Here is a 19,684-nt window from a genome sequence, read left to right as displayed (position 1 = left end):
AATTCAACGGGCGTTATAAGCCAGTGTCTTCGGCGAAAGCACGTATGCCGACAGGATATGCGTTCGGTTATGCCTTGCTGGTGATCAGGTTGTACTTGGCCATGAGCTCGTCCTTGCTCTCCACGTGGTTTTCATCCAGCGGGATGCAATCCACGGGGCAGACTTGCTGGCACTGCGGCTCGTCATAGTGGCCGACGCATTCGGTGCACAGGTTGGGATTGATCACGTAGATCTCTTCACCCTGGGAAATCGCTTCGTTCGGGCACTCGGGTTCGCAGACGTCGCAGTTGATGCAATCGTCGGTGATGATCAGGGACATGGATACTCCTGCCACGGTCGACACCGGGGCATATCAAAACGAATGCGGCGAATTGTGCCGCATTAGCGCTCGGTATGCACCTTACCTCGACGCAAGGCCTCAGGCTTTGAAACGTTCGCTCAGCGCCTGGGCCACGGCGGGGTGGACGAATTTGGTGATATCACCGCCCAGCGCTGCGATTTCCCTGACCAGCGTAGATGAAATGAACGAATAGCGTTCCGACGGCGTAAGAAAAAGACTCTCGATGTCCGGGGCCAGTTGCTTGTTCATGTTGGCGAGCTGAAATTCATACTCGAAATCCGACACTGCACGCAGGCCGCGCAGCAGGATGTTGGCGTTCTGTTCCTGAGCGAAGTGCGCCAGCAGTGTCGAGAATCCTACGACTTCCACGTTGTGCAGGTGCTTGGTCGCTTCGCGGGCGAGCGCAACACGTTGCTCCAGCGGGAACAGGGGGTTTTTCTTGGGGCTGGCGGCGACGGCGATGACCACTTGATCGAACAGGCGCGAGGCGCGCTCGACCAGATCGCCATGACCCTTGGTAATAGGGTCGAAGGTGCCGGGGTACAACACTCGGTTCATCGCGTCGTCCTGGTCGGAGTTCGTTGGGGACTGGATGGTAGCGCAGCAGGCTGAGCGGGCCAAGCTGCCGAGGAGTGTAGTGGGAAGCTTTGCGGTGCAGCGCGAGACGCCTTCCCGGCTAAAGCCAGTCCTACAGGACGATCGCGTTCAAATAGTGGGACCGGCTTCAGCCGGGAAGAGGCCAGTGTGGGCACCGTCAGATTTGCGGTGTGACGCGAGACGCCTTCCCGGCTAAAGCCAGTCCTACAGGACGATCGCGTTCAAATAGTGGAACCGGCTTCAGCCGGGAAGAGGCCGGTGTGGCCACCGTCAGATTTGCGGTGTGACGCGAGACGTCTTCCCGGCTAAAGCCTGAGCTACAGGACGATCGCGTTCAAATAGTGGGACCGGCTTCAGCCGGGAAGAGGGCAGTCTGGGCACCGTCAGATTTGCGGTGTGACGCGAGACGCCTTCCCGGCTAAAGCCAGTCCTACAGGACGATCGCGTTCAAATAGTGGGACCGGCTTCAGCCGGGAAGAGGCCAGTGTGGGCACCGTCAGATTTGCGGTCTGACGCGAGACGTCTTCCCGGCTAAAGCCTGTGCTACAGGACGATCGCGTTCAAATAGTGGGACCGGCTTCAGCCGGGAAGAGGCCAGTGTGGGCACCTTCAGATTTGCGGTGTGACGCGCTAAAGCCAGTCCCACAATGTTCCACAGCCAGCTCAATGCACGGGGGTGTTGGGTCAGTCAGAATTCGCAAGCGCATCAGCGCACGAACAGTCGCTGAATCAGCGTCTGGATCGCCTTTCCATAGGGCGGGTAGAGCAGCCGCGCCGCGTTGAACCGCCGTTTGATCAACACGCCTTTGGCATGACTAAACGTCAAAAACCCCTCGTGTCCGTGGTAATGGCCCATGCCTGACGCGCCGATGCCGCCGAAAGGCAAGTCGTCCTGGGCGACATGGAGCAGGGTGTCATTCAAGCAGACGCCGCCCGAATGCGTCTGCTCCAGCACGCGGCTCTGTTCATGCCGTTCGTAGCCGAAGTAGTACAGCGCCAGTGGCCTGGGCCGCTGATTGATGTAGGCGAACGCCTGCTCGATCTGGTCGTAGGGCACGATCGGCAGCAGCGGGCCAAAGATCTCGTCCTGCATGATCAACATGTCGTCGCTCACATCCAGAATCAGGCTGAACGGCATCCTCCCGTCCTGCCCCTCGGGGAAAAGCTGAATCACCCGAGCACCTTTGGCTTGCGCGTCGGCGAGATACGAATTCAGGCGTGCGACATGCCGCTGATTGATGATCGCTGTGTAGTCCGGGTTATCCGTCAATGTCGGATAAAACCGTGTGACCGCCTCCTTATAGGATTCGACGAATTCGTCAACGCGATCCTTGGGCACCAGCACGTAGTCGGGTGCCACGCAGGTTTGTCCGGCGTTGAGGGTTTTGCCGAAAGCGATGCGCTCGGCGGCGTCCTTGAGCGGTACGTCGCGGGACACGATGGCGGGGGATTTTCCGCCCAGCTCCAGCGTCACCGGCGTGAGGTTGTCCGCCGCCGCGCGCATGACATGCCGCCCGACGCTGGTGGCGCCCGTGAACAATAAGTGATCGAACGGCAATGTCGAGAAGGCCACGCCAACCTCCGCCTCGCCCAGCACAACGCCGACGTGATCTTCCGCAAACACCCGCGCCAGCAGGCTTTTCAGCAGCGCGCCGGTGGCGGGCGTGGACTCGCTGAGCTTGAGCATCACGCGGTTACCCGCCGCCAGTGCGCCCACCAGCGGCCCGATGGCCAGGTACAGCGGGTAATTCCAAGGCACCACCACGCCGATCACGCCCAATGGCTGGTAAACGACTTTGGCGCTGGCGGGCTGGAACGCCATGCCGACGCTTCGGCGGGAGGGCCGCATCCATTTCTTCAAATGACGCTGGGCGTGGCGGATGTTGTGCAGGCAGGGCATCAGCTCGGCGAGAAGCGTTTCGTCGGCGCTGCGGTGGCTGAAATCAGCGTTGATTGCATCAATGATCGCCTGGCGCTCGCTGCTGAGCAGCGTGTGCAAGCGATCGAGCCATTGTTTGCGCTCTTGCAGGACCGGCATCGGATTGGCGGCGAATGCGCGTCGTTGCTCGTCGAATACCTGTTCCAGATGGCGGCGCGGGCAAGGAGCGTCGTCTGCATATGGCAGAAGATTAGAGTCGACGGGCATCGCGGCGGTCCTTGTTGAAGTTATGCAGTGCTTTTAGAGTCATTGCTCTATGAAGTCAACGGCCCTTGCATTCGCTCGCAGACGCACGCCAGACTGTCCGGGCAAAAACTGAACTGCCGCCCCGCACCACCTGACACGGAGTCTCAATGCGCACGGACTATCTGGCGTTTTTTCTTTCCCTTTTTCTATCCCGTCTTGCCGATCAGGTGCTCCTGTTTCTGGTGCCGCTGATTGTTTTCCAGACCACCAACAGCGCTTCCCTGGCGGGGCTGGCGTTCTTCGTCGAGACATTGCCGCGCTTCCTTGCATTCCCGGTTTGCGGCGCGCTTTGCGATAAATACTCGCCCATCCGGCTGCTGCACATCAGTCAGGTTTACCGGGCTGTTATCTGCCTGGCCGCAATGGGGCTATATGGCCTGTTTGGCGGGATCTACTGGCTGATCATTCTGTCGGCGGTCTGTGGCGTCCTGACCACCCAGGGGATCATGGCCCGGGAAGTGGTGATGCCGCATATTTTCCCGGATTACCGCTACGGCAAGACGCTGTCCTACTCACAGATTGCCGACCAGACCGGCCTGGTGCTCGGGCCTTTGCTGGCGGCGCTGGCGCTGGAAATCTGCCCGTGGTGGGGCGTTGTCATCGGCGTGGCGCTGGTTTTCGTCGCGGCGGATCTCGCCATGCGAGTCTGGCAGCGCAACAGCAATATTACGCTGGAGCGGTTCGATCAGGACGTAGGCCGCTGGACACAGCCGTTGAAAATCGCCTTCGGACACATCTTCCGATTGGCCGAGCTGAAGAAGATCATTTTGCTGGCGGTCGGCGTCAACCTGATCGTCGGTGTCACGCTGGCCAGCTCGGCGGCGATGGTCATCGGCTCATTCAGTGAGAGTAAAGATTACTACGCTGGGCTGCAGGCGGCGGGCGCCTTGCTGACCATCGGAATTCTGTTTGTCCTGGCACGGGTCAGCCTGCCGCTGAAACTGCTCGGTGCGATGTCATACATTGCCTTGCTGCTGGGGGCATTCATTACCGCCACGAGCGCGTCATCCGAGGTCTACCTTGTCGGCTTTCTGCTGATCGTCGGCTTCGACAAGATGTTCAACGTGTACATGCGCAGCATCCGTCAGCGGGTCATCCCCGCGCGCGACTTCGGCAAGACCGTGGGCGTCATCACACTGCTGAACAACCTGTCGCAACCGCTGGCCGGTCTGCTCGTCGGGATACTGACAGCGCCGATCGGGCTGCGCGGCGTCATCTTGATCAACATGCTGGCGGCAGCCGGGCTGGGTATCGGCGTCGCAGCGGTGGTTCGGATCAGGCTGGCGACTGCCCTGGAGCGATGAAGTCTGCAACGGGCCCAACGCTTGCGTTAAGATCCGGCACATCCCTGTTACGTTTCGACGTTCGAGTTGAACATGGCGCCGCGCATCAAAACCGTACGCATCAACACCCGTGAACGCATCGTGCACAGCAGCCTGGAGCTGTTCAATCAGCAGGGCGAGCGCAGCGTCAGCACCAATCACATCGCTGCGCACATGGAAATGTCGCCTGGCAATCTGTACTACCACTTCCCCAACAAGCAGGCGATCATCGCCGAGTTGTTCACTGAATACGAAACGCTGGTCGACAGCTTTCTGCACCCGCCCAAGGGTCGCCTGCCGGGTGTTGAAGACAAGCGCCATTACTTGATGGCGATTCTCGACGGCATGTGGCGCTATCGTTTTCTGCACCGCGACCTCGAGCATCTGCTTGAAACCGATCCAGAGCTGGCGGTGCGCTACCGACGCTTTTCCCAACACTGCCTGATCAAGGCGATGTCCATTTACAGCGGCTTTGTCGACGCGCAGATTCTGAGCATGGATAAGGTGCAGATCGAATCACTGACGCTCACTGCCTGGATCATCCTCACGTCATGGGTACGTTTTCTGTGCACCACACGGGAAAACGCCGCGCACCTGAATGAGGACGCGATTCGTCGCGGGGTCTATCAGGTGCTGATGCTGGAACTGGCCTACGTGACGCCCCAGGCGCGGGAAGCGGTGAATGCGCTATGCGCAGAGTTTTATGTGCCATTGGCCAAGGCGCTGGAAGACGCCGGCTGAATCAGCCTGGCTGTCTGAACTGATTGTCATATCGCCATTTTTTACTGCCTGCAGGAGCCTGTCATGTCCATCGCGCAACTGATCAGCCCGCAACAATTGTCAGAACGCCTGACCCGGCCCGGGCTAGTGATACTGGATTGTCGTTCGTCGCTGGACGATCTGGACTACGGCCAGCGCAGCTACGCAGAGGGCCATATCGAAGGGGCTTCTTACGCTGATTTGCTCAATGACCTCAGTGGGTCCATCACCAAAGGTGTCACCGGTCGCCACCCGCTGCCGGATCCCCAGCGGCTGATCGAGCGCTTGCGGTTCTGGGGTGTGAACGATCAGAGCGACATCGTGCTGTACGATGATGGCCCGGGTGCTTATGCCGCCCGAGCCTGGTGGTTGCTGGCGTGGCTGGGCAAGCGCGACGGCGTGTTTGTGCTCGATGGCGGGCTAAAGGCCTGGCATGGGGCGGGTCTGCCGCTGAGTCTTGATCCGCCGCATCAGCCCGAGGGTTCGTTCGACGGCGTGCCGGAGGACGCGATGGTGCTGACGGCCGGGCAGCTAAAGGCCCGCATCGGCGATCCCGCCATGACCTTGATCGATGCGCGTGCACCCGCGCGGTTCCGGGGTGAGGTCGAGCCCATCGATCCTATCGCGGGGCACATTCCGGGCGCGCAGTGCGCGGCATTCACCGACAACCTAGGGTCGGATGGCCGGTTTCTCCCACCGGAGCAACTGAAGCAGCGGTTCGCCGAGGCGCTGCATGGTCGCCCTGCAGAAGCGCTGGTCGCTTATTGCGGTTCCGGCGTGACGGCCTGTCACAACCTGTTTGCCCTGGCCCTCGCCGGGTATCCACTGGGGGCGCTGTACGCGGGCTCGTGGAGCGAGTGGATCAATGATCCGCAGCGGGGCGTCGCGACCGGGGGCTGAGGTGGCGGCGTGTGTGCCTCACATCTGCCCCATCGCCCAGCGCAGCCAGAAGAACACCAGCAACCCGCCGCCGATGGTCGCCAGGAGATTGCGGCTCATGGCCGCAATGCCAATCGACACGATCCCGGCCAGCAAATAGGCGTTGTCCAGGGACAGCTGCCAATGCGCGCCGTCGGGCAGCAACATGCCAGGCACGACGATGGCCGTCAGCACGGCGGTGGGTACGTAATGCAGGCCTTGGCGCACCAGCGGCGAGAAACGCAGGTTCGGCCAGGCGAACAGGCTGTAGCGCATCAGAAAAGTGATCGCAGCCATGCCCATAATCAGCCACCAGTACGTCATGGGCGCACCTCGTCCGGGTGCATGTCGTCCTGCCTTTTTGGCTGCCGTCTTTCCAGAAGCACCCCCGCTGTGATGCCACTGAAGGCTGCGGCCATGAGCCCCAGCTTGTAGGGCCACGACCATGTCAGCAGGGCAACTGCGCCGGCGACCAACGCGGCGGCAATCTGCGGCTGGTTGCGCAGCAGGGGCACGACGATGCCTATGAAGGTCGCCAGCATCGCGAACTCCAGGCCCCAGCTGGCCATATCGGGAAAAGCCTGACCAAACAGCACGCCCACCAGTGAGCTGCTGACCCAACAGGCATACAGCGAACTCGCGACACCCAGCCAGTACCAATGTGCGAGTGGCGTCCGGCCGTGGACCAGGTAGTGGCGTTGGACGATCGCGAAGGTTTCGTCTGTCAGCCAGAACGCCAGCAGCAGTCGCCAGCGCTGTGGCAGTCCCTGAACCTGTGGCTGCAAGGTGGCGCTGTACAGCACATGGCGCAGATTGACGATGAAGGTCGTCAACAGAATCACCACCGCGCCGGCCCCGGCGCCCATCAGGCTGATGACGATGAATTGCGCCGACCCTGCGTAAACGAACATCGACATGCCGACGGCCTGCCATAACGTCAGCCCGCCCACACCGGCGAGGGTGCCGAAGATAATGCCGAACGGTGCAATGCCGACCAGCATGGGCACGCTGTCGCGAAGGCCGCGGACGAAGAATGGGTGACGGGACATGGTTTTTCTCCTTATGCCCCGGATGGTAAGCGGGCGGCGCATAAGTGTCTTGAACGATCGTGCAGACGTTAGCGGTTTATCTGCGCGCCATGGACGTCCGCCAGCCACGCCGGAATCCGCTGCTCCAGGTAATACGTCGGCTTTCTGATCGTGCCGCCGACAAAACCCACATGCCCGCCTCTTTTCTGCAGGTCGAACGCGGTGCTGGACGACAGCTCAGAGGCTTCAGGCAGGCTGTGCTTGAACACGAACGGGTCGTCCAGGGACTGGATCAGCAGGGTGGGCGTACGGATGGCGCCGAGGAAGTACCGACTGGAGGCGCGGCGATAGTAATCATGGGCGTCGACGAATCCATTGAGCGGCGCTGTCACGCGCCCGTCGAAATCCCAGAACGTGCGCATGTCTTTAAGCGAACCCAGCGCCGCCAGTTCTGCCAGGCCGTCGCTGAGGCCTTCATGCTGAAAGCGTCTCTGCTTGTCCTTGATGTAGCCGACCATCTCGCGCATGAAATGGCGTTGATAGACTTTGGAGAAGCCCAGCCCGATCCGGTCGGCGCATTCATCCAGCCTAAACGGCACCGACACCGCCGCAGCGCCTTGCAGGTGGCTGTCGAGCCCGGTTTCGCCGAGGTGCTTGAGCAAGATGTTGCCGCCGAGGGAATACCCGACCGCGTAAAGCGGCGCCAACGGTCTTGCCTTGCGCAGATGATCGATTACGGCGGCAAGGTCTTCACTGGCCCCCGAGTGATAGCTGCGGGGCAACAGGTTTGGCTCCCCCGAGCAACCTCGCCAATTGAGGGCGACGCTCGCCCAGCCGCGTTTTTCCATGGCGTGCTGCAGCCCGGCGACATAGGGGGAGTTGGACGAGCCGGTCAGACCGTGCAGCACGAGCACGACCGGCACGTTTGCGTCGTGCGGGCCGTGCCAGTCCATGTCGAGGAAATCGCCGTCTTCCAGCCAGATGCGCTCACGCCTACGCTCGAGGTGCGTGGTCGGACGCCAGAGCGGTCCCCACAGCGTCTGCAAGTGCGGGTTGCCCAGGCCGAAGGCCGGGACGAACACGGGAAGGTCAGCTCGCGACGGCACTTCGTTCCCACACCGCGTAGTGAACCTGACCGGCTTTCTTCTCACGGTGCAGGCGCCAGTTGGCAGGCATGCCCAGCGTCGACGGCGCGGTCTCGCTTTCGGTGTAGATCCACGCGCTGTCCGCCAGCCAGTTGCGCTCTTCCAGCAACGTGCACGCAGGCATCAGCAAATCCTGGTGGAACGGCGGGTCGAGGAAGACCACGTCGAACTGTTCAGCCGGCTGGGTTTCCAGATGGCGGAGTGCGTCGCCCGTCGCGGTTTTGCCGACGGTGCAACGCAGCGTGCCGAGGTGTTCGCGCAGGCTGGAGATCGCCATCGAGTTGGTGTCCAGCGCCAAGCCCATGCTGGCGCCGCGCGACAGGGCTTCAAGGTACAGCGCGCCGCTGCCAGCGAACGGATCGAGCACGCGCGCGCCCTCGATGTACGGCGCCAGCCAGTTGAACAGGGTTTCCCGCACACGATCCGGCGTCGGGCGCAGACCGGGGGCGTCAGGGAAACTCAGACGCCGACTGCGCCATTCGCCGCCGATGATCCGCAGTTGGCCGAGGCCCGTGTGGATTTTGTGCCCTTTGTGGATACGCGGCGGCTTGGAAGTCGAGGTCATCAGTGCTCCGGAACGCCGAGCGGTTGCTCAGCGGGTTTGTCGGTAGGGGGTGGCAGCGGCTTCTGCGGGACGGTCGGACCTGCGGTCACGATCACCAGCTTGTCAGCGTCCAGATGTTTGTTCATCACGGTCTTGATCTGTTCGACCGTGACGCTCTGGGACTGCGTCATGAAATCTTCAAGGTAGGTCAGCGGCAGATTATAGAAGCCGACCGCGCCCAGTTGGCCAACGATGGCCGCATTGCTGGCGGTCGCCAGAGGAAAGCTGCCGGCCAGTTCGCGCTTGGCATCGTCGAGCTCTTTCTGGGTCGGGCCGTTGGCAAGGAAGTCACGGGTAATGTCCTTGACCAGCTTCAGGGTGTTCTCGCTCAGTTCGGCTCGGGTCTGCAGGCTGATCATGAAAGGACCCTGCGCCTGCATCGGCGTGAAGCCTGAAGACACACCGTAGGTCAGGCCGCGTTTTTCCCGGACTTCGGTCATCAGGCGGCTGCCGAAGCCGCCGCCACCGAGGATCGAGTTGCCCAGTGAAAGGGCCGCGTAGTCAGGGTCGCCTCGGGTAATGCCCAGTTCAGCCAGCATCAGGTGCGTCTGCTTGGACGGGAACTCGATGTGGGTTTCACTCGGCTTGGGTTCGGTCGGGGCAACGGTTTGTGCCAGCGCCGGGCCTTTCGGCAGCGCGGCGGACACTTGGGTTGCTACCGCTTCGGCTTCTGCGCGCGTCAGGTCGCCAACCAACGCGATCACTGCGTTGCCAGCGGCGTAGGCCTTGGCATGAAAGGCCTTCAGTTGAGCCAACGTCAGAGGCGCGATGCTTTTAGCCGTGCCCATGCTCGGGTGCGCGTAGGGGTGATCGCCGTACAACCGCTTGAACAGCTCGTCGCCTGCCAGCTTGCCCGGGTTCTGCTTCTGATATTCAAAGCCCGCCAGCAACTGGTTTTTGATTCGCGCCAGCGAGTCCGCCGGGAATGTCGGTTTGCCCACCACGTCGGCAAACAGTTTCAACGCGGGCTCGCGTTTGTCGGCGGCGCTCAGGCTGCGCAGCGAAGCGATTGCCATGTCGCGATAGGAGCCGTTGCCGAAATCAGCGCCCAGCCCTTCGAAACCTTCGGCGATGGCGCTGACGTTCTTGCCTTTGATGCCTTCGTTGAGCATCGCGTTGGTGACCAGCGCGATGCCGGGGGTGGCGCCATCCTGACTGCTACCGGCCGCGAACAGCAGGCGCATGTCGAACATTGGCAGCTCATGGGCTTCAACAAAGAGCACGCGAGCGCCTTCGGCGGTATTCCACGACTGGATGTTCAGCGAACGGCGCGCCGGCGCTTTACCGTCCAGTTCCTTCAGGGACTCCAGCGTACTGGCGGCCTTGTCGATGGCTTTCGGGGCTTCGGCGGCGGTCTCTGCCATCGCCCATGGGGCACCTAACAGACCAAGCGTTACGGCGAGTGCGAATGAGCAGGCCCGCGTTCGCGCAAAGCGGGATTCGTAGCGCTGGCTCATTGGGCTTTCTCCTCAGGCAAAACATGCGCAACGGCGAGGCGCTCGCGGGTGAAGTAAGTACGGGCGGCTTTCTGGATGTCTTCCGGCGTCACGCTTTGCAGCCCTGCCAGTTCCTGATCGATGAGCTTCCAGGACAGGCCCACTGTTTCCAGTTCGCCAATGGTGCTGGCCTGACTGGTAATGGAATCGCGCTCATAGACCAACCCGGCGATCACCTGGGCCCGGACCCGCTCCAGCTCTTCCTTGGCGGGCGGCTTGGTTTTCAGCTCGTCGAGCAGGCGCCAGATGCCGGCTTCAGCGTCGGCGAGGGTTTTCTTCTTCTGTTGATTGGGTGTGGCGCTGAGGGTGAACAGGCTGTCGCCGCGGGTGTAGGCGTCGTAGTCGGACGAAGCGCCGGTCACCAGTTCTTCGCCGCGCTCCAGGCGGGTCGGAATGCGCGCGCTGTAGCCACCGTCGAGCAAGGCCGAAATCAGGCGCAGTGCGTTGACCGACTGTGGATCGGTGGCGGTGGCCAGGCTCGGCACGTTGAAGCCATACATCAGGCTCGGCATCTGCGTGGCGACATGCACGGTGATCTGGCGCAGACCAGGTTCGGCCAGCTCCAGCGGCTTTTTCGAGGGCGGTACATCGCGGCGCGGAACCGGGCCGAAGAAGCGCTCAGCCAGGGCCTTAACCTCATCGGGCTTCACGTCGCCCACCACCACCAGCGTGGCGTTGTTGGGGACGTACCAGGATTCATACCAGTGGCGCAGCTCCTCGACCTTCATGCGCTCAAGGTCCGCCATCCAGCCAATGGTCGGCGTGTGGTAGCCGCTGGCGGGGTAGGCGATGGCCTTGAAGCGCTCGTAGGCCTTGGCGTTCGGCTTGTCATCGGTGCGCAGGCGGCGCTCTTCCTTGATGACTTCGATTTCCCGGGCGAACTCTTCAGGCGGCAGGCGCAGGGTGGCCATGCGGTCGGCTTCCAGTTCGAAGGCAACCGCCAGTCGATCACGAGCCAGGACCTGGTAATAAGCGGTGTAGTCGTCGCTGGTGAAGGCGTTCTCTTCGGCGCCCAAGTCGCGCAGGATCAGCGACGCTTCGCCCGGACCTGCCTTGGAGCTGCCCTTGAACATCATGTGTTCCAGCGCATGGGAAAGGCCCGTCTGGCCAGGCGTCTCGTAGCTGGAGCCAACCTTGTACCAGACCTGCGAAACCACGACCGGTGCGCGGTGATCTTCACGCACGACGACCTTCAGGCCGTTGTCCAGCGTGAATTCGGTGGTGGGTTGTGGGTCGGCAGCCGATGCGGCGAAGGGCAAACAGATTGTGCTGAGCAGCAGGCCTGCGGCACAGCGGGCTAGAGCATTCATTCGTGATTTGAACCTTGGAGACGGCCTGCTTAGCGTCAGCGGGCGCGGGGGTGTTAGGATAGCGGCGAGTTTGCCTGACGACCATGACTAAGATGTCAGCGTCGTAAACCCGCTTCGTAAGAAATGGCCGAGCAGTGCGCTCAATGGGACTGCGCCCCCCCTGTGGCAGGGCGAACGCTGAACAAGCGGACATAAAAGCAGTCTGTTTCCCATACAGAATTTTTCAGAGGCGCCGCTCTGGCGCGTCGTTACCGTGAGATAGCCGTCCTCCATGTTTGGTTCCAACGACGACAAGAAGACCCCAGCCCCGGCTGGCGAGAAAAAAGGCCTGTTCGGATGGCTGCGCAAAAAGCCGCAGGAAGTCACTCCCGAGCCGCCTCAGAACACCCCCGCACCAGCGCCAGAGTCCGTGCCCGATCAGGCCCCGGCTGTTGCTGAGCAGCCCAACGCCCCGGTCATCCCGGCCGAGCGCGCGCCGCAAACCGCGCCGCAGCCCTTGCCACAAACAGCTACGACTGAAGCGCTTTCGGCCCCGGTCGAAGATCCTTGGCTGCACCTGCCTGTTGCTGAAGAGCCAGTGGCTTTCACCGATGAGCGCGAGCCTCACGTTACGCCGTCGATTCCGGTTCACACCGAGTCCAACGTGGAATCCGCAGCGACTCCATTGGCGCAAGCCCCCGCTCAGCCGGCGGTCATCGACACCCGCTCGTTTGAAGTGGCTCCGTCCATCGAGCCGACCCCCGTCGCGCTGCCTGATCCGGTTTCCGGCAATGATCTTCCTGCGCTGACGCCGCCGTTGACCACGGCGCCGCTGGTTCCAGCCGCGGCTGCCGTGCCCGTTCTTGAGACCAACGTACCGCCAGTCCCTTTCGAAGGGGCCCCCGCACCCAAGCAGCCTGGTTTTTTCGCGCGTCTGAAGCAGGGCCTGTCGAAAACCAGCGCCAGCCTTGGCGAAGGCATGGCCAGCCTGTTCCTCGGCAAAAAAGCCATCGACGACGACATGCTCGACGAGCTGGAGACCCGGCTGTTGACCGCAGATGTCGGTGTGGAAGCAACGTCGGCGATCGTGCGCAACCTGACGCAGAAAGTGGCGCGCAAGCAGCTCACCGACAGCGACGCGCTGTACAAGTCGCTGCAAAACGAACTGACCGAAATGCTCAAACCAGTGGAAGCACCGCTGGTCATCACTTCGCAGCACAAGCCATTCGTGATCCTGGTCGTCGGCGTCAATGGCGCGGGTAAAACCACCACCATCGGCAAGCTCGCCAAGAAGCTTCAGATGGAAGGCAAGAAGGTCATGCTGGCGGCGGGCGACACCTTCCGCGCTGCAGCCGTTGAGCAACTGCAGGTCTGGGGCGAACGCAACAAGATTCCGGTGATCGCCCAGCACACGGGTGCTGACTCGGCTTCGGTGATTTTTGATGCTGTGCAGGCCGCCAAGGCGCGCGGTATCGACGTGCTGATCGCCGACACGGCGGGCCGTCTGCACACCAAAGACAACCTGATGGAAGAGTTGAAGAAGGTTCGCCGCGTGATCGGCAAGCTCGACGCCGACGCGCCCCATGAGGTCCTGCTGGTGCTGGACGCCGGCACAGGCCAGAACGCGATCAATCAGGCCAAGCAGTTTAATCAGACTGTCCAGCTGACCGGCCTCGCGCTGACCAAGCTCGACGGGACGGCCAAGGGCGGCGTGATCTTCGCCCTGGCCAAGCAGTTCGGCCTGCCGATTCGCTACATCGGTGTCGGTGAAGGCATCGACGATCTGCGAACCTTCGAAGCCGAACCGTTCGTCCAAGCCCTATTCGCCGAGCGGGAGCGCCCATGATTCGTTTCGAACAGGTCGGTAAACGCTATCCGAACGGACACGTCGGCTTGCATGAGCTGAGCTTTCGAGTACGTCGTGGCGAATTTCTGTTTGTGACCGGCCATTCCGGCGCGGGCAAGAGCACCTTGCTGCGCCTGCTCCTGGCGATGGAACGTCCGACCACCGGCAAACTGTTGCTGGCAGGTCAGGACCTGGGTCAGATCAGCACCGCGCAGATTCCGTTTTTGCGTCGTCAGATCGGCGTCGTGTTCCAGAACCACCAGCTGCTGTTTGATCGCACGGTGTTCAATAACGTCGCGCTGCCGCTGCAGATCCTCGGCCTGTCCAAGACCGAAGTGGTCAAACGCGTCGATTCGGCCCTTGAGCGCGTGGCGCTGTCCGACAAAGCAGAGCTGTACCCGGGCGACTTGTCCACCGGTCAGCAACAGCGCGTCGGCATTGCTCGCGCCATTGTTCACCGCCCGGCGCTGCTGCTGGCGGACGAACCCACCGGTAACCTCGACCCGCGACTCGCGGCCGAAATCATGGGCGTGTTCGAAGACATCAACCGACTGGGCACCAGTGTGCTGATTGCGAGCCACGACCTGGCACTGATCGCGCGGATGCGCCATCGCATGCTGACGTTGCAGCGCGGCCGATTGATCGGCGACGGGGAGGCTGGCGTATGAGTGCCACCCGCAGTCCCAAGGTTTCCGAACGTGTAGCGCCCAAGGCCTCAGACCCGGCGCCGCAAAAGAAAAAGAAACGCGATGACGATGACGGCCCGAGTTTCGGCGAGTTGTTCAACGCCTGGATCGAGGCCCACCGTTCAAGCCTGCTGGACAGCCTGCGCCGTCTCGGCAAGCAGCCCATCGGTAGCTTCTTTACCTGTCTGGTCATGGCCATCGCGCTGAGCTTGCCGATGGGCCTGTCATTGCTGTTGAACAATGTCGAGCGCTTGGGCGGTTCGTGGCAGCGTGCGGCGCAGATATCTCTGTACCTCCAACTGGACGCATCGCCGAGTGAAGGCGAGGGTCTTGTCCGTCAGATCAAGGAAATGGGCGGCGTCGCTGATGCCGAGTACATCAGCCGCGATGAGGCACTGAACGAGTTCCAGAAACAGTCCGGTCTGGGCGAGGCGTTGAAGGAACTGCCTGAAAACCCGCTGCCCGGCGTTGTGCTGGTGACGCCACTGGAAGTTGACAAAGCCGCGCTGGAAGCATTACGTACGCGTCTGGCCGAGTTGCCCAAGGTGCAGCAGGCCCAGCTTGACCTGGTCTGGGTTGAGCGGCTGGCCGCTATCCTGAAGCTGGGCGACCGATTTGTCTTCGGCCTGACCGTCTTGCTGGTCGCGGCACTGCTGTTGGTCATCGGCAACACCATTCGTCTGCACATCGAGAACCGTCGTACGGAAATCGAGGTCATCAAGTTAGTAGGCGGTACAGACAGCTACGTGCGTCGGCCTTTCCTTTATATGGGGGCGTTGTACGGGCTGGGCGCCGGGGTGCTTTCCTGGGGTGTTCTGGCTTTTGGGCTAGACTGGCTGAACGATGCGGTGGTCAAACTGGCTGGGCTCTACGGCAGCGATTTTGCGCTTGCCGGCGTGCCGGTGTCCGACGGCGTGTCGCTCTTGCTTGGAGCGGTGTTGTTGGGGTATATCGGTGCGTGGATTGCAGTGGCACGCCATTTGAGAGAGCTGGCGCCTCGTTAGTGATGTGAATGTAGTGTTGTCATGAGTTTTGAGTAAATTTTGTTTCACCTATTGACTTTTCAGCTGAGGGAACTTGTCTAGCGGTTCCCGGTCAATTTCGCAGTGCTGAACTGCACGAGTTATGTGTCGGAGGTTTTTTCGTATGACCAATTCTTTGCAACCTGCTTATGCCTTGGTTCCGGGTGCAAACCTGGAAGCCTATGTGCATACGGTAAACAGCATTCCACTGCTGACGCCTGAGCAGGAGCGTGAACTGGCCGAGAGTCTCTATTACGAGCAGGATTTAGGGGCGGCTCGGCAGATGGTGCTCGCCCACCTGCGATTTGTCGTGCATATCGCACGCAGTTATTCCGGTTATGGACTGGCTCAGGCTGACCTGATTCAGGAAGGTAACGTTGGCCTGATGAAGGCCGTCAAGCGCTTCAACCCCGAGATGGGCGTGCGTCTGGTGTCCTTTGCCGTGCACTGGATCAAGGCCGAGATTCACGAGTTCATCCTACGCAACTGGCGCATTGTAAAAGTCGCAACCACCAAGGCTCAGCGCAAACTGTTCTTCAATCTGCGCAGTCAGAAGAAGCGTCTGGCCTGGCTGAACAACGAAGAAGTGCATCGCGTGGCGGAAAGCCTCGGCGTTGAGCCCCGCGAAGTGCGCGAGATGGAAAGTCGTCTGACCGGCCACGACATGGCGTTCGACCCGGCGGCAGAAGCCGACGACGACAGCGCCTTCCAGTCGCCGGCCAACTACCTGGAAGACCATCGCTACGATCCGGCGCGTCAGCTGGAAGATTCCGACTGGACTGACAGCTCGACGGCCAACCTGCACGAAGCGTTGAACGTGCTCGACGACCGCAGCCGCGACATTCTGTACCAACGCTGGCTGGCGGAAGAAAAGGCCACGCTGCACGACTTGGCCGAGAAGTACAACGTCTCTGCCGAGCGTATTCGTCAGCTCGAAAAGAGCGCGATGAACAAGCTGAAGCTGTCGATCGCTGCCTGATCGCTGCGCGAAACGCAAAACGCCCCGAAGTGATCGGGGCGTTTTTGTTTGTGGGATGTATTGCGCCTGATGCGGAAACTACTAACAGCGTGAACGCGAATCTGACCCTGCCCATCCCGCAAGGTGGACGCGGTTTCTGAGTAGGACCGGCTTCAGCCGGGAAGAGGCCGGGTTGAGCACCATTAGGATTGCGGCGTGACGCGTAACGCTTTCCCGGCTAAAGCCAGTCCTACGAAAGCTATAAAGCCAGACTTGGGCTTACCACTTGCGACCGTGATTCAACCCCATCAAATACTCATCCCCACCCAACTGACGCATCTGCTGGCGGATCCAGCCTGCGCGGCGTGAGACGTAGCTGGTGGGGTGGCTGGCGCTCCACTCCCGCGGATTGGGCAGGACGGCGGCGAGATAGCTGGCCTGTTGCGTGGAAAGCTGGCTCGCATTCACATGAAAGTGATGCTGCGCAGCGGCCTGGGCGCCGAAGACGCCGTCGTCCCATTCCACGCTGTTCAGGTAGACCTCAAGAATGCGCTGCTTGGACCAGAACACCTCGATCAGCCCGGTGAACCAGGCCTCCAGGCCCTTGCGGAAGTAGCTGCGGCCCGACCACAGGAACAGGTTCTTCGACACCTGCTGGCTCAGCGTACTGGCCCCGCGCAGGGAGCCGCCGCGTTCATTGTGAACCAGTGCCGCCTGAATGGCGTCGATATCGAAACCCCAGTGCTCGGCGAACTTCTGGTCCTCGCCAGCGATGACGGCGATTTTCAGGTCATCGGAGATGTTGTCCCATGACTCCCAGTCGCGCTGCAGGTCAATGGGCTGACCGTCGAACCAGGATTCGATCTTGCGTTCGACCATCAACGCAGTGAACGGAGGAGGGACCCAACGGAAAATCAGCACCAGCACGACACTTGCCGCTGCGAACCAGAGCAGGCCTTTGGCGACACGACGGAGAAGTAATTGCAGCATAGAGATGGCTTGGCCGAACCGGTTGAGCGGGCCATTATACAGACGACGCGTCATTGAACTTGCCTGGAGTTGTACATGTTACGAACCTTTCTGATGCTGGCCTCCTTCTTCGGATTCACCGGCGTCGCCCTTGGCGCGTTCGCCGCCCATGGCCTGAAAAACCGCCTGACACCCGAGTACCTCGCGGTTTTCCACACTGGCGTGCTCTACCAACTGATTCATGCCCTGGCAATTTTCGGCGTGGCGCTGCTGGCGATGCAGATCCAGGGCCGGCTCGTCACCTACGCAGGCATCTCCTTCACACTGGGCATCATCCTGTTTTCCGGCAGCCTCTACCTGATGACGCTGACCGGCGCGACCAAGCTGGGCATCATCACCCCCTTCGGCGGCCTGTTTTTCCTGATCGGCTGGGCGATTCTCGGTTGGACAGCCTGGCGCCTGGGCCTCGACACGCTCTGATCCCGAATGCGTGCGCTCATGTCGAGCGCGCAGCAACCCTCGGCCACGCCTGAGACGAATGGCGTGGCTTTGCCTTGGTCATACCGCCCGATCGGGCTAGAATGCTCGCCCCCTAAAATGATGGCTGCCCCCTCGCATGCGCATTCAGTTGAACGGTGAATCCTTTGAGCTGCCCGACGGCGAGACCGTTTCGGCATTGCTGACACGTCTGGATCTGACCGGGCGCCGAGTCGCCGTCGAGCTCAATCTGGACATCGTCCCGCGCAGCCAGCATGCCGCCACGACGCTGTCCGAGGGCGATCAGGTCGAAGTGGTACACGCCATCGGTGGCGGCTAGCCTTCGACGTGCTGTCGGCCTGATCCGCAAGCACTGCAAGAACCTCAACCGTAAAGAGGATTTCAGATGAGCAACGTTCGCAGCGACAAGCCGTTTACCGTGGCCGGTCGTACTTTTCAGTCGCGCCTGCTGGTCGGCACTGGCAAGTACACGGACATGGAACAGACCCGACTGGCCATCGAAGCCTCGGGCGCCGAGATCGTGACCGTTGCCGTGCGCCGGACCAACCTGGGGCAGAACCCGGGCGAACCGAACCTGCTCGACGTGCTGCCGCCGGATCGCTACACCATCCTGCCGAACACCGCCGGTTGCTACGACGCCATTGAGGCCGTGCGCACTTGCCGCCTGGCCCGCGAGCTGCTCGATGGCCACAATCTGGTCAAGCTGGAAGTCCTCGCTGACCAGAAAACCCTGTTCCCTAATGTCATCGAAACCCTCAAGGCAGCCGAAACGCTGGTGAAGGACGGCTTCGACGTCATGGTCTACACCAGCGATGACCCGATCATTGCCCGCCAGCTCGCCGAAATCGGTTGCTGCGCGGTGATGCCCCTCGCGGGCCTTATCGGTACTGGCCTGGGGATCTGCAACCCGTACAACCTGCAGATCATCCTCGAAGAATCGAAAGTCCCGGTGCTGGTAGATGCGGGTGTCGGCACTGCTTCCGACGCTACTATTGCTATGGAGCTGGGTTGCGAAGCGGTGCTGATGAACTCGGCCATCGCTCACGCGCAGCACCCGGTGCTGATGGCCGAAGCCATGAAGCACGCCATTCTGGCGGGACGCATGGCTTACCTGGCCGGTCGTATGCCCAAGAAACTCTATGCCAGCGCGTCCTCGCCGCTGGATGGTCTGATCAAGTAAGAGCCTGTTGATGATTGATTCGCAAACGCCCGACCCACTTCCGGACGATGAAGTGATGAATGACGAAAATGCCAAAGCGCCAGGCGATGACGGCCATCACCGCCGCATCAAGAGCTTCGTGATGCGCGCCGGTCGCATGACCGAAGGTCAGCAACGTGGCCTGGATCAGGGTAAGGAGTTGTTCGTGCTGCCGCTCGCGGACGCCCCCGTTGATTTCGACGAAGTGTTTGGTCGTTCGGCCCCGCGCACTCTCGAAATCGGTTTCGGCATGGGGCACTCGCTGCTGGAAATGGCCGCCGCCGCGCCAGAACAGGATTTCATCGGGGTGGAAGTGCACCGTCCGGGGGTTGGCGCTTTACTCAACGGCGTGCTGACCCAAGGTCTCACCAACCTGCGCGTTTACGATTGCGATGCGATCGAAGTGCTCAACCGTTGTGTGGCCGACAACAGCCTGGACCGGCTGATGCTGTTTTTCCCGGACCCGTGGCACAAGTCGCGCCATCACAAGCGCCGTATCGTTCAAGCCGAATTTGCCGAACTGGTGCGTAGCAAGTTGAAGCCGGGCGGCGTGCTGCACATGGCGACCGACTGGGAACCGTATGCCGAATACATGCTGGAAGTCATGAATGTGGCCCCGGGTTACCGCAACCTGGCCGAGGACGGCAAATGCGTTGCGCGCCCTGCGGAACGTCCGATCACCAAGTTCGAGCGCCGTGGCGAACGGCTCGGTCACGGGGTCTGGGATCTGAAGTTCGAGAAGCTGGCCTGATCACTTCTTGACCAGGAGCGGCCCAAAAGCGGCCGCTTTTGAGTTTTTACAGCACATTTCAGCCGATAATTGC

Annotated in this window: 21 protein-coding genes; 11 read left to right on the top strand and 10 right to left on the bottom strand. The window is 61.3% G+C overall.

Annotated features, from left to right (window positions below):
• Positions 1–67: 67 nt before the first annotated feature.
• From IFT99_RS23945 to IFT99_RS23935, 3 genes are all read right to left on the bottom strand, one after another.
• A complete protein-coding gene (locus IFT99_RS23945; RefSeq protein WP_065991092.1) occupies positions 68–319 on the bottom strand; it encodes a YfhL family 4Fe-4S dicluster ferredoxin in 252 nt (83 codons plus the stop codon).
• A 99-nt stretch (positions 320–418) separates the two neighbouring features.
• Positions 419–898, bottom strand: a complete 480-nt coding sequence (coaD, locus tag IFT99_RS23940) for a pantetheine-phosphate adenylyltransferase (RefSeq protein ID WP_065991094.1) — start codon at positions 896–898, stop codon at positions 419–421.
• 745 nt (positions 899–1,643) lie between these two features.
• A complete protein-coding gene (locus IFT99_RS23935) occupies positions 1,644–3,083 on the bottom strand; it encodes a coniferyl aldehyde dehydrogenase (protein WP_192135551.1) in 1,440 nt (479 codons plus the stop codon).
• Positions 3,084–3,229: 146 nt separating this feature from the next.
• Between IFT99_RS23935 and IFT99_RS23930 the strand changes: the two genes are divergently transcribed.
• The 3 genes from IFT99_RS23930 to IFT99_RS23920 all read left to right on the top strand — a co-directional run bounded on the left by IFT99_RS23930 (position 3,230) and on the right by IFT99_RS23920 (position 6,103).
• Positions 3,230–4,426, top strand: coding sequence for an MFS transporter (locus IFT99_RS23930; RefSeq protein WP_192135549.1), 1,197 nt, complete (start codon positions 3,230–3,232; stop codon positions 4,424–4,426).
• Positions 4,427–4,498: 72 nt separating this feature from the next.
• Positions 4,499–5,185 carry a TetR/AcrR family transcriptional regulator gene (locus tag IFT99_RS23925; RefSeq protein ID WP_192135547.1) on the top strand — a complete coding sequence of 229 codons (687 nt, stop codon included), beginning with the start codon at positions 4,499–4,501 and terminating at the stop codon, positions 5,183–5,185.
• Between the two features lie 63 nt (positions 5,186–5,248).
• Positions 5,249–6,103 (top strand): sulfurtransferase, encoded by an 855-nt coding sequence (locus tag IFT99_RS23920; RefSeq protein ID WP_192135545.1) that lies wholly within the window; start codon positions 5,249–5,251, stop codon positions 6,101–6,103.
• Between the two features lie 18 nt (positions 6,104–6,121).
• Here the strand turns inward: IFT99_RS23920 and IFT99_RS23915 are convergent, their stop codons facing one another.
• From IFT99_RS23915 to IFT99_RS23890, 6 genes are all read right to left on the bottom strand, one after another.
• Positions 6,122–6,445, bottom strand: coding sequence for an AzlD domain-containing protein (locus IFT99_RS23915; RefSeq protein WP_192135543.1), 324 nt, complete (start codon positions 6,443–6,445; stop codon positions 6,122–6,124).
• Positions 6,442–7,170: an AzlC family ABC transporter permease gene (locus tag IFT99_RS23910; RefSeq protein ID WP_192135542.1), complete on the bottom strand. Its 729-nt coding sequence runs from the start codon at positions 7,168–7,170 to the stop codon at positions 6,442–6,444. The genes IFT99_RS23915 and IFT99_RS23910 overlap by 4 nt, the downstream gene beginning before the upstream one ends.
• A gap of 68 nt (positions 7,171–7,238) precedes the next feature.
• Positions 7,239–8,255 carry a hydrolase gene (locus IFT99_RS23905; protein ID WP_342214641.1) on the bottom strand — a complete coding sequence of 339 codons (1,017 nt, stop codon included), beginning with the start codon at positions 8,253–8,255 and terminating at the stop codon, positions 7,239–7,241.
• Positions 8,239–8,859, bottom strand: coding sequence for a 16S rRNA (guanine(966)-N(2))-methyltransferase RsmD (gene rsmD / locus IFT99_RS23900; protein WP_065991110.1), 621 nt, complete (start codon positions 8,857–8,859; stop codon positions 8,239–8,241). The genes IFT99_RS23905 and rsmD overlap by 17 nt, the downstream gene beginning before the upstream one ends.
• On the bottom strand, positions 8,859–10,355 hold the full coding sequence (locus IFT99_RS23895) for a M16 family metallopeptidase (protein WP_065991112.1): 1,497 nt from the start codon (positions 10,353–10,355) through the stop codon (positions 8,859–8,861). Before IFT99_RS23895 ends, rsmD begins: the two co-directional genes overlap by 1 nt.
• The gene (locus IFT99_RS23890; RefSeq protein WP_192135540.1) at positions 10,352–11,704 is read right to left on the bottom strand and encodes a M16 family metallopeptidase; all 1,353 of its coding nucleotides are present in this window, start codon (positions 11,702–11,704) and stop codon (positions 10,352–10,354) included. The genes IFT99_RS23895 and IFT99_RS23890 overlap by 4 nt, the downstream gene beginning before the upstream one ends.
• A 271-nt stretch (positions 11,705–11,975) precedes the next feature.
• Here IFT99_RS23890 and ftsY point away from each other — a divergent pair, with 271 nt between their 5' ends.
• From ftsY to rpoH, 4 genes are all read left to right on the top strand, one after another.
• Complete coding sequence (gene ftsY / locus IFT99_RS23885; RefSeq protein WP_192135538.1) at positions 11,976–13,529, top strand: signal recognition particle-docking protein FtsY; 1,554 nt, start codon at positions 11,976–11,978, stop codon at positions 13,527–13,529.
• Positions 13,526–14,197 (top strand): cell division ATP-binding protein FtsE, encoded by a 672-nt coding sequence (gene ftsE, locus IFT99_RS23880; protein WP_037018829.1) that lies wholly within the window; start codon positions 13,526–13,528, stop codon positions 14,195–14,197. Before ftsY ends, ftsE begins: the two co-directional genes overlap by 4 nt.
• Positions 14,194–15,219 (top strand): permease-like cell division protein FtsX, encoded by a 1,026-nt coding sequence (gene ftsX, locus IFT99_RS23875; RefSeq protein WP_065991118.1) that lies wholly within the window; start codon positions 14,194–14,196, stop codon positions 15,217–15,219. Before ftsE ends, ftsX begins: the two co-directional genes overlap by 4 nt.
• Positions 15,220–15,361: 142 nt before the next feature.
• Positions 15,362–16,216, top strand: a complete 855-nt coding sequence (gene rpoH / locus IFT99_RS23870) for an RNA polymerase sigma factor RpoH (RefSeq protein WP_065991120.1) — start codon at positions 15,362–15,364, stop codon at positions 16,214–16,216.
• A gap of 258 nt (positions 16,217–16,474) precedes the next feature.
• Here rpoH and mtgA read toward each other — a convergent pair whose 3' ends face one another.
• Positions 16,475–17,185, bottom strand: a complete 711-nt coding sequence (gene mtgA / locus IFT99_RS23865) for a monofunctional biosynthetic peptidoglycan transglycosylase (RefSeq protein ID WP_192135610.1) — start codon at positions 17,183–17,185, stop codon at positions 16,475–16,477.
• 75 nt (positions 17,186–17,260) lie between these two features.
• On the opposite strand from mtgA, the gene IFT99_RS23860 reads away from it, so the two are divergent.
• The 4 genes from IFT99_RS23860 to trmB all read left to right on the top strand — a co-directional run bounded on the left by IFT99_RS23860 (position 17,261) and on the right by trmB (position 19,611).
• Positions 17,261–17,644: a DUF423 domain-containing protein gene (locus IFT99_RS23860; protein WP_065991125.1), complete on the top strand. Its 384-nt coding sequence runs from the start codon at positions 17,261–17,263 to the stop codon at positions 17,642–17,644.
• Positions 17,645–17,780: 136 nt separating this feature from the next.
• Positions 17,781–17,981, top strand: a complete 201-nt coding sequence (thiS, locus tag IFT99_RS23855) for a sulfur carrier protein ThiS (RefSeq protein WP_065991131.1) — start codon at positions 17,781–17,783, stop codon at positions 17,979–17,981.
• Positions 17,982–18,047: 66 nt separating this feature from the next.
• The gene (locus tag IFT99_RS23850) at positions 18,048–18,842 is read left to right on the top strand and encodes a thiazole synthase (RefSeq protein ID WP_065991132.1); all 795 of its coding nucleotides are present in this window, start codon (positions 18,048–18,050) and stop codon (positions 18,840–18,842) included.
• 55 nt (positions 18,843–18,897) lie between these two features.
• Complete coding sequence (gene trmB, locus IFT99_RS23845) at positions 18,898–19,611, top strand: tRNA (guanosine(46)-N7)-methyltransferase TrmB (RefSeq protein WP_192135608.1); 714 nt, start codon at positions 18,898–18,900, stop codon at positions 19,609–19,611.
• Positions 19,612–19,684: the final 73 nt, after the last annotated feature.

Origin of the sequence: Pseudomonas sp. CFBP 8772, assembly GCF_014841665.1 — a bacterium.
Lineage (GTDB): Bacteria > Pseudomonadota > Gammaproteobacteria > Pseudomonadales > Pseudomonadaceae > Aquipseudomonas > Aquipseudomonas graminis_B.
This window is presented reverse-complemented; position numbering and strand designations above follow the sequence as displayed.

What these genes read in the sequence shown, in the direction of transcription:
- IFT99_RS23915 (WP_192135543.1), bottom strand. Translation starts at nt 6,445, where the DNA reads ATGACGTACTGGTGGCTGATTATGGGCATGGCTGCGATCACTTTTCTG.
- IFT99_RS23860 (WP_065991125.1), top strand. Translation starts at nt 17,261, where the DNA reads ATGTTACGAACCTTTCTGATGCTGGCCTCCTTCTTCGGATTCACCGGC.
- ftsX (WP_065991118.1), top strand. Translation starts at nt 14,194, where the DNA reads ATGAGTGCCACCCGCAGTCCCAAGGTTTCCGAACGTGTAGCGCCCAAG.
- ftsE (WP_037018829.1), top strand. Translation starts at nt 13,526, where the DNA reads ATGATTCGTTTCGAACAGGTCGGTAAACGCTATCCGAACGGACACGTC.
- mtgA (WP_192135610.1), bottom strand. Translation starts at nt 17,185, where the DNA reads ATGCTGCAATTACTTCTCCGTCGTGTCGCCAAAGGCCTGCTCTGGTTC.
- IFT99_RS23890 (WP_192135540.1), bottom strand. Translation starts at nt 11,704, where the DNA reads ATGAATGCTCTAGCCCGCTGTGCCGCAGGCCTGCTGCTCAGCACAATC.
- IFT99_RS23910 (WP_192135542.1), bottom strand. Translation starts at nt 7,170, where the DNA reads ATGTCCCGTCACCCATTCTTCGTCCGCGGCCTTCGCGACAGCGTGCCC.
- rpoH (WP_065991120.1), top strand. Translation starts at nt 15,362, where the DNA reads ATGACCAATTCTTTGCAACCTGCTTATGCCTTGGTTCCGGGTGCAAAC.
- IFT99_RS23920 (WP_192135545.1), top strand. Translation starts at nt 5,249, where the DNA reads ATGTCCATCGCGCAACTGATCAGCCCGCAACAATTGTCAGAACGCCTG.
- IFT99_RS23895 (WP_065991112.1), bottom strand. Translation starts at nt 10,355, where the DNA reads ATGAGCCAGCGCTACGAATCCCGCTTTGCGCGAACGCGGGCCTGCTCA.
- IFT99_RS23850 (WP_065991132.1), top strand. Translation starts at nt 18,048, where the DNA reads ATGAGCAACGTTCGCAGCGACAAGCCGTTTACCGTGGCCGGTCGTACT.
- IFT99_RS23935 (WP_192135551.1), bottom strand. Translation starts at nt 3,083, where the DNA reads ATGCCCGTCGACTCTAATCTTCTGCCATATGCAGACGACGCTCCTTGC.
- ftsY (WP_192135538.1), top strand. Translation starts at nt 11,976, where the DNA reads ATGTTTGGTTCCAACGACGACAAGAAGACCCCAGCCCCGGCTGGCGAG.
- trmB (WP_192135608.1), top strand. Translation starts at nt 18,898, where the DNA reads ATGAATGACGAAAATGCCAAAGCGCCAGGCGATGACGGCCATCACCGC.
- rsmD (WP_065991110.1), bottom strand. Translation starts at nt 8,859, where the DNA reads ATGACCTCGACTTCCAAGCCGCCGCGTATCCACAAAGGGCACAAAATC.
- IFT99_RS23930 (WP_192135549.1), top strand. Translation starts at nt 3,230, where the DNA reads ATGCGCACGGACTATCTGGCGTTTTTTCTTTCCCTTTTTCTATCCCGT.
- IFT99_RS23945 (WP_065991092.1), bottom strand. Translation starts at nt 319, where the DNA reads ATGTCCCTGATCATCACCGACGATTGCATCAACTGCGACGTCTGCGAA.
- coaD (WP_065991094.1), bottom strand. Translation starts at nt 898, where the DNA reads ATGAACCGAGTGTTGTACCCCGGCACCTTCGACCCTATTACCAAGGGT.
- IFT99_RS23925 (WP_192135547.1), top strand. Translation starts at nt 4,499, where the DNA reads ATGGCGCCGCGCATCAAAACCGTACGCATCAACACCCGTGAACGCATC.
- thiS (WP_065991131.1), top strand. Translation starts at nt 17,781, where the DNA reads ATGCGCATTCAGTTGAACGGTGAATCCTTTGAGCTGCCCGACGGCGAG.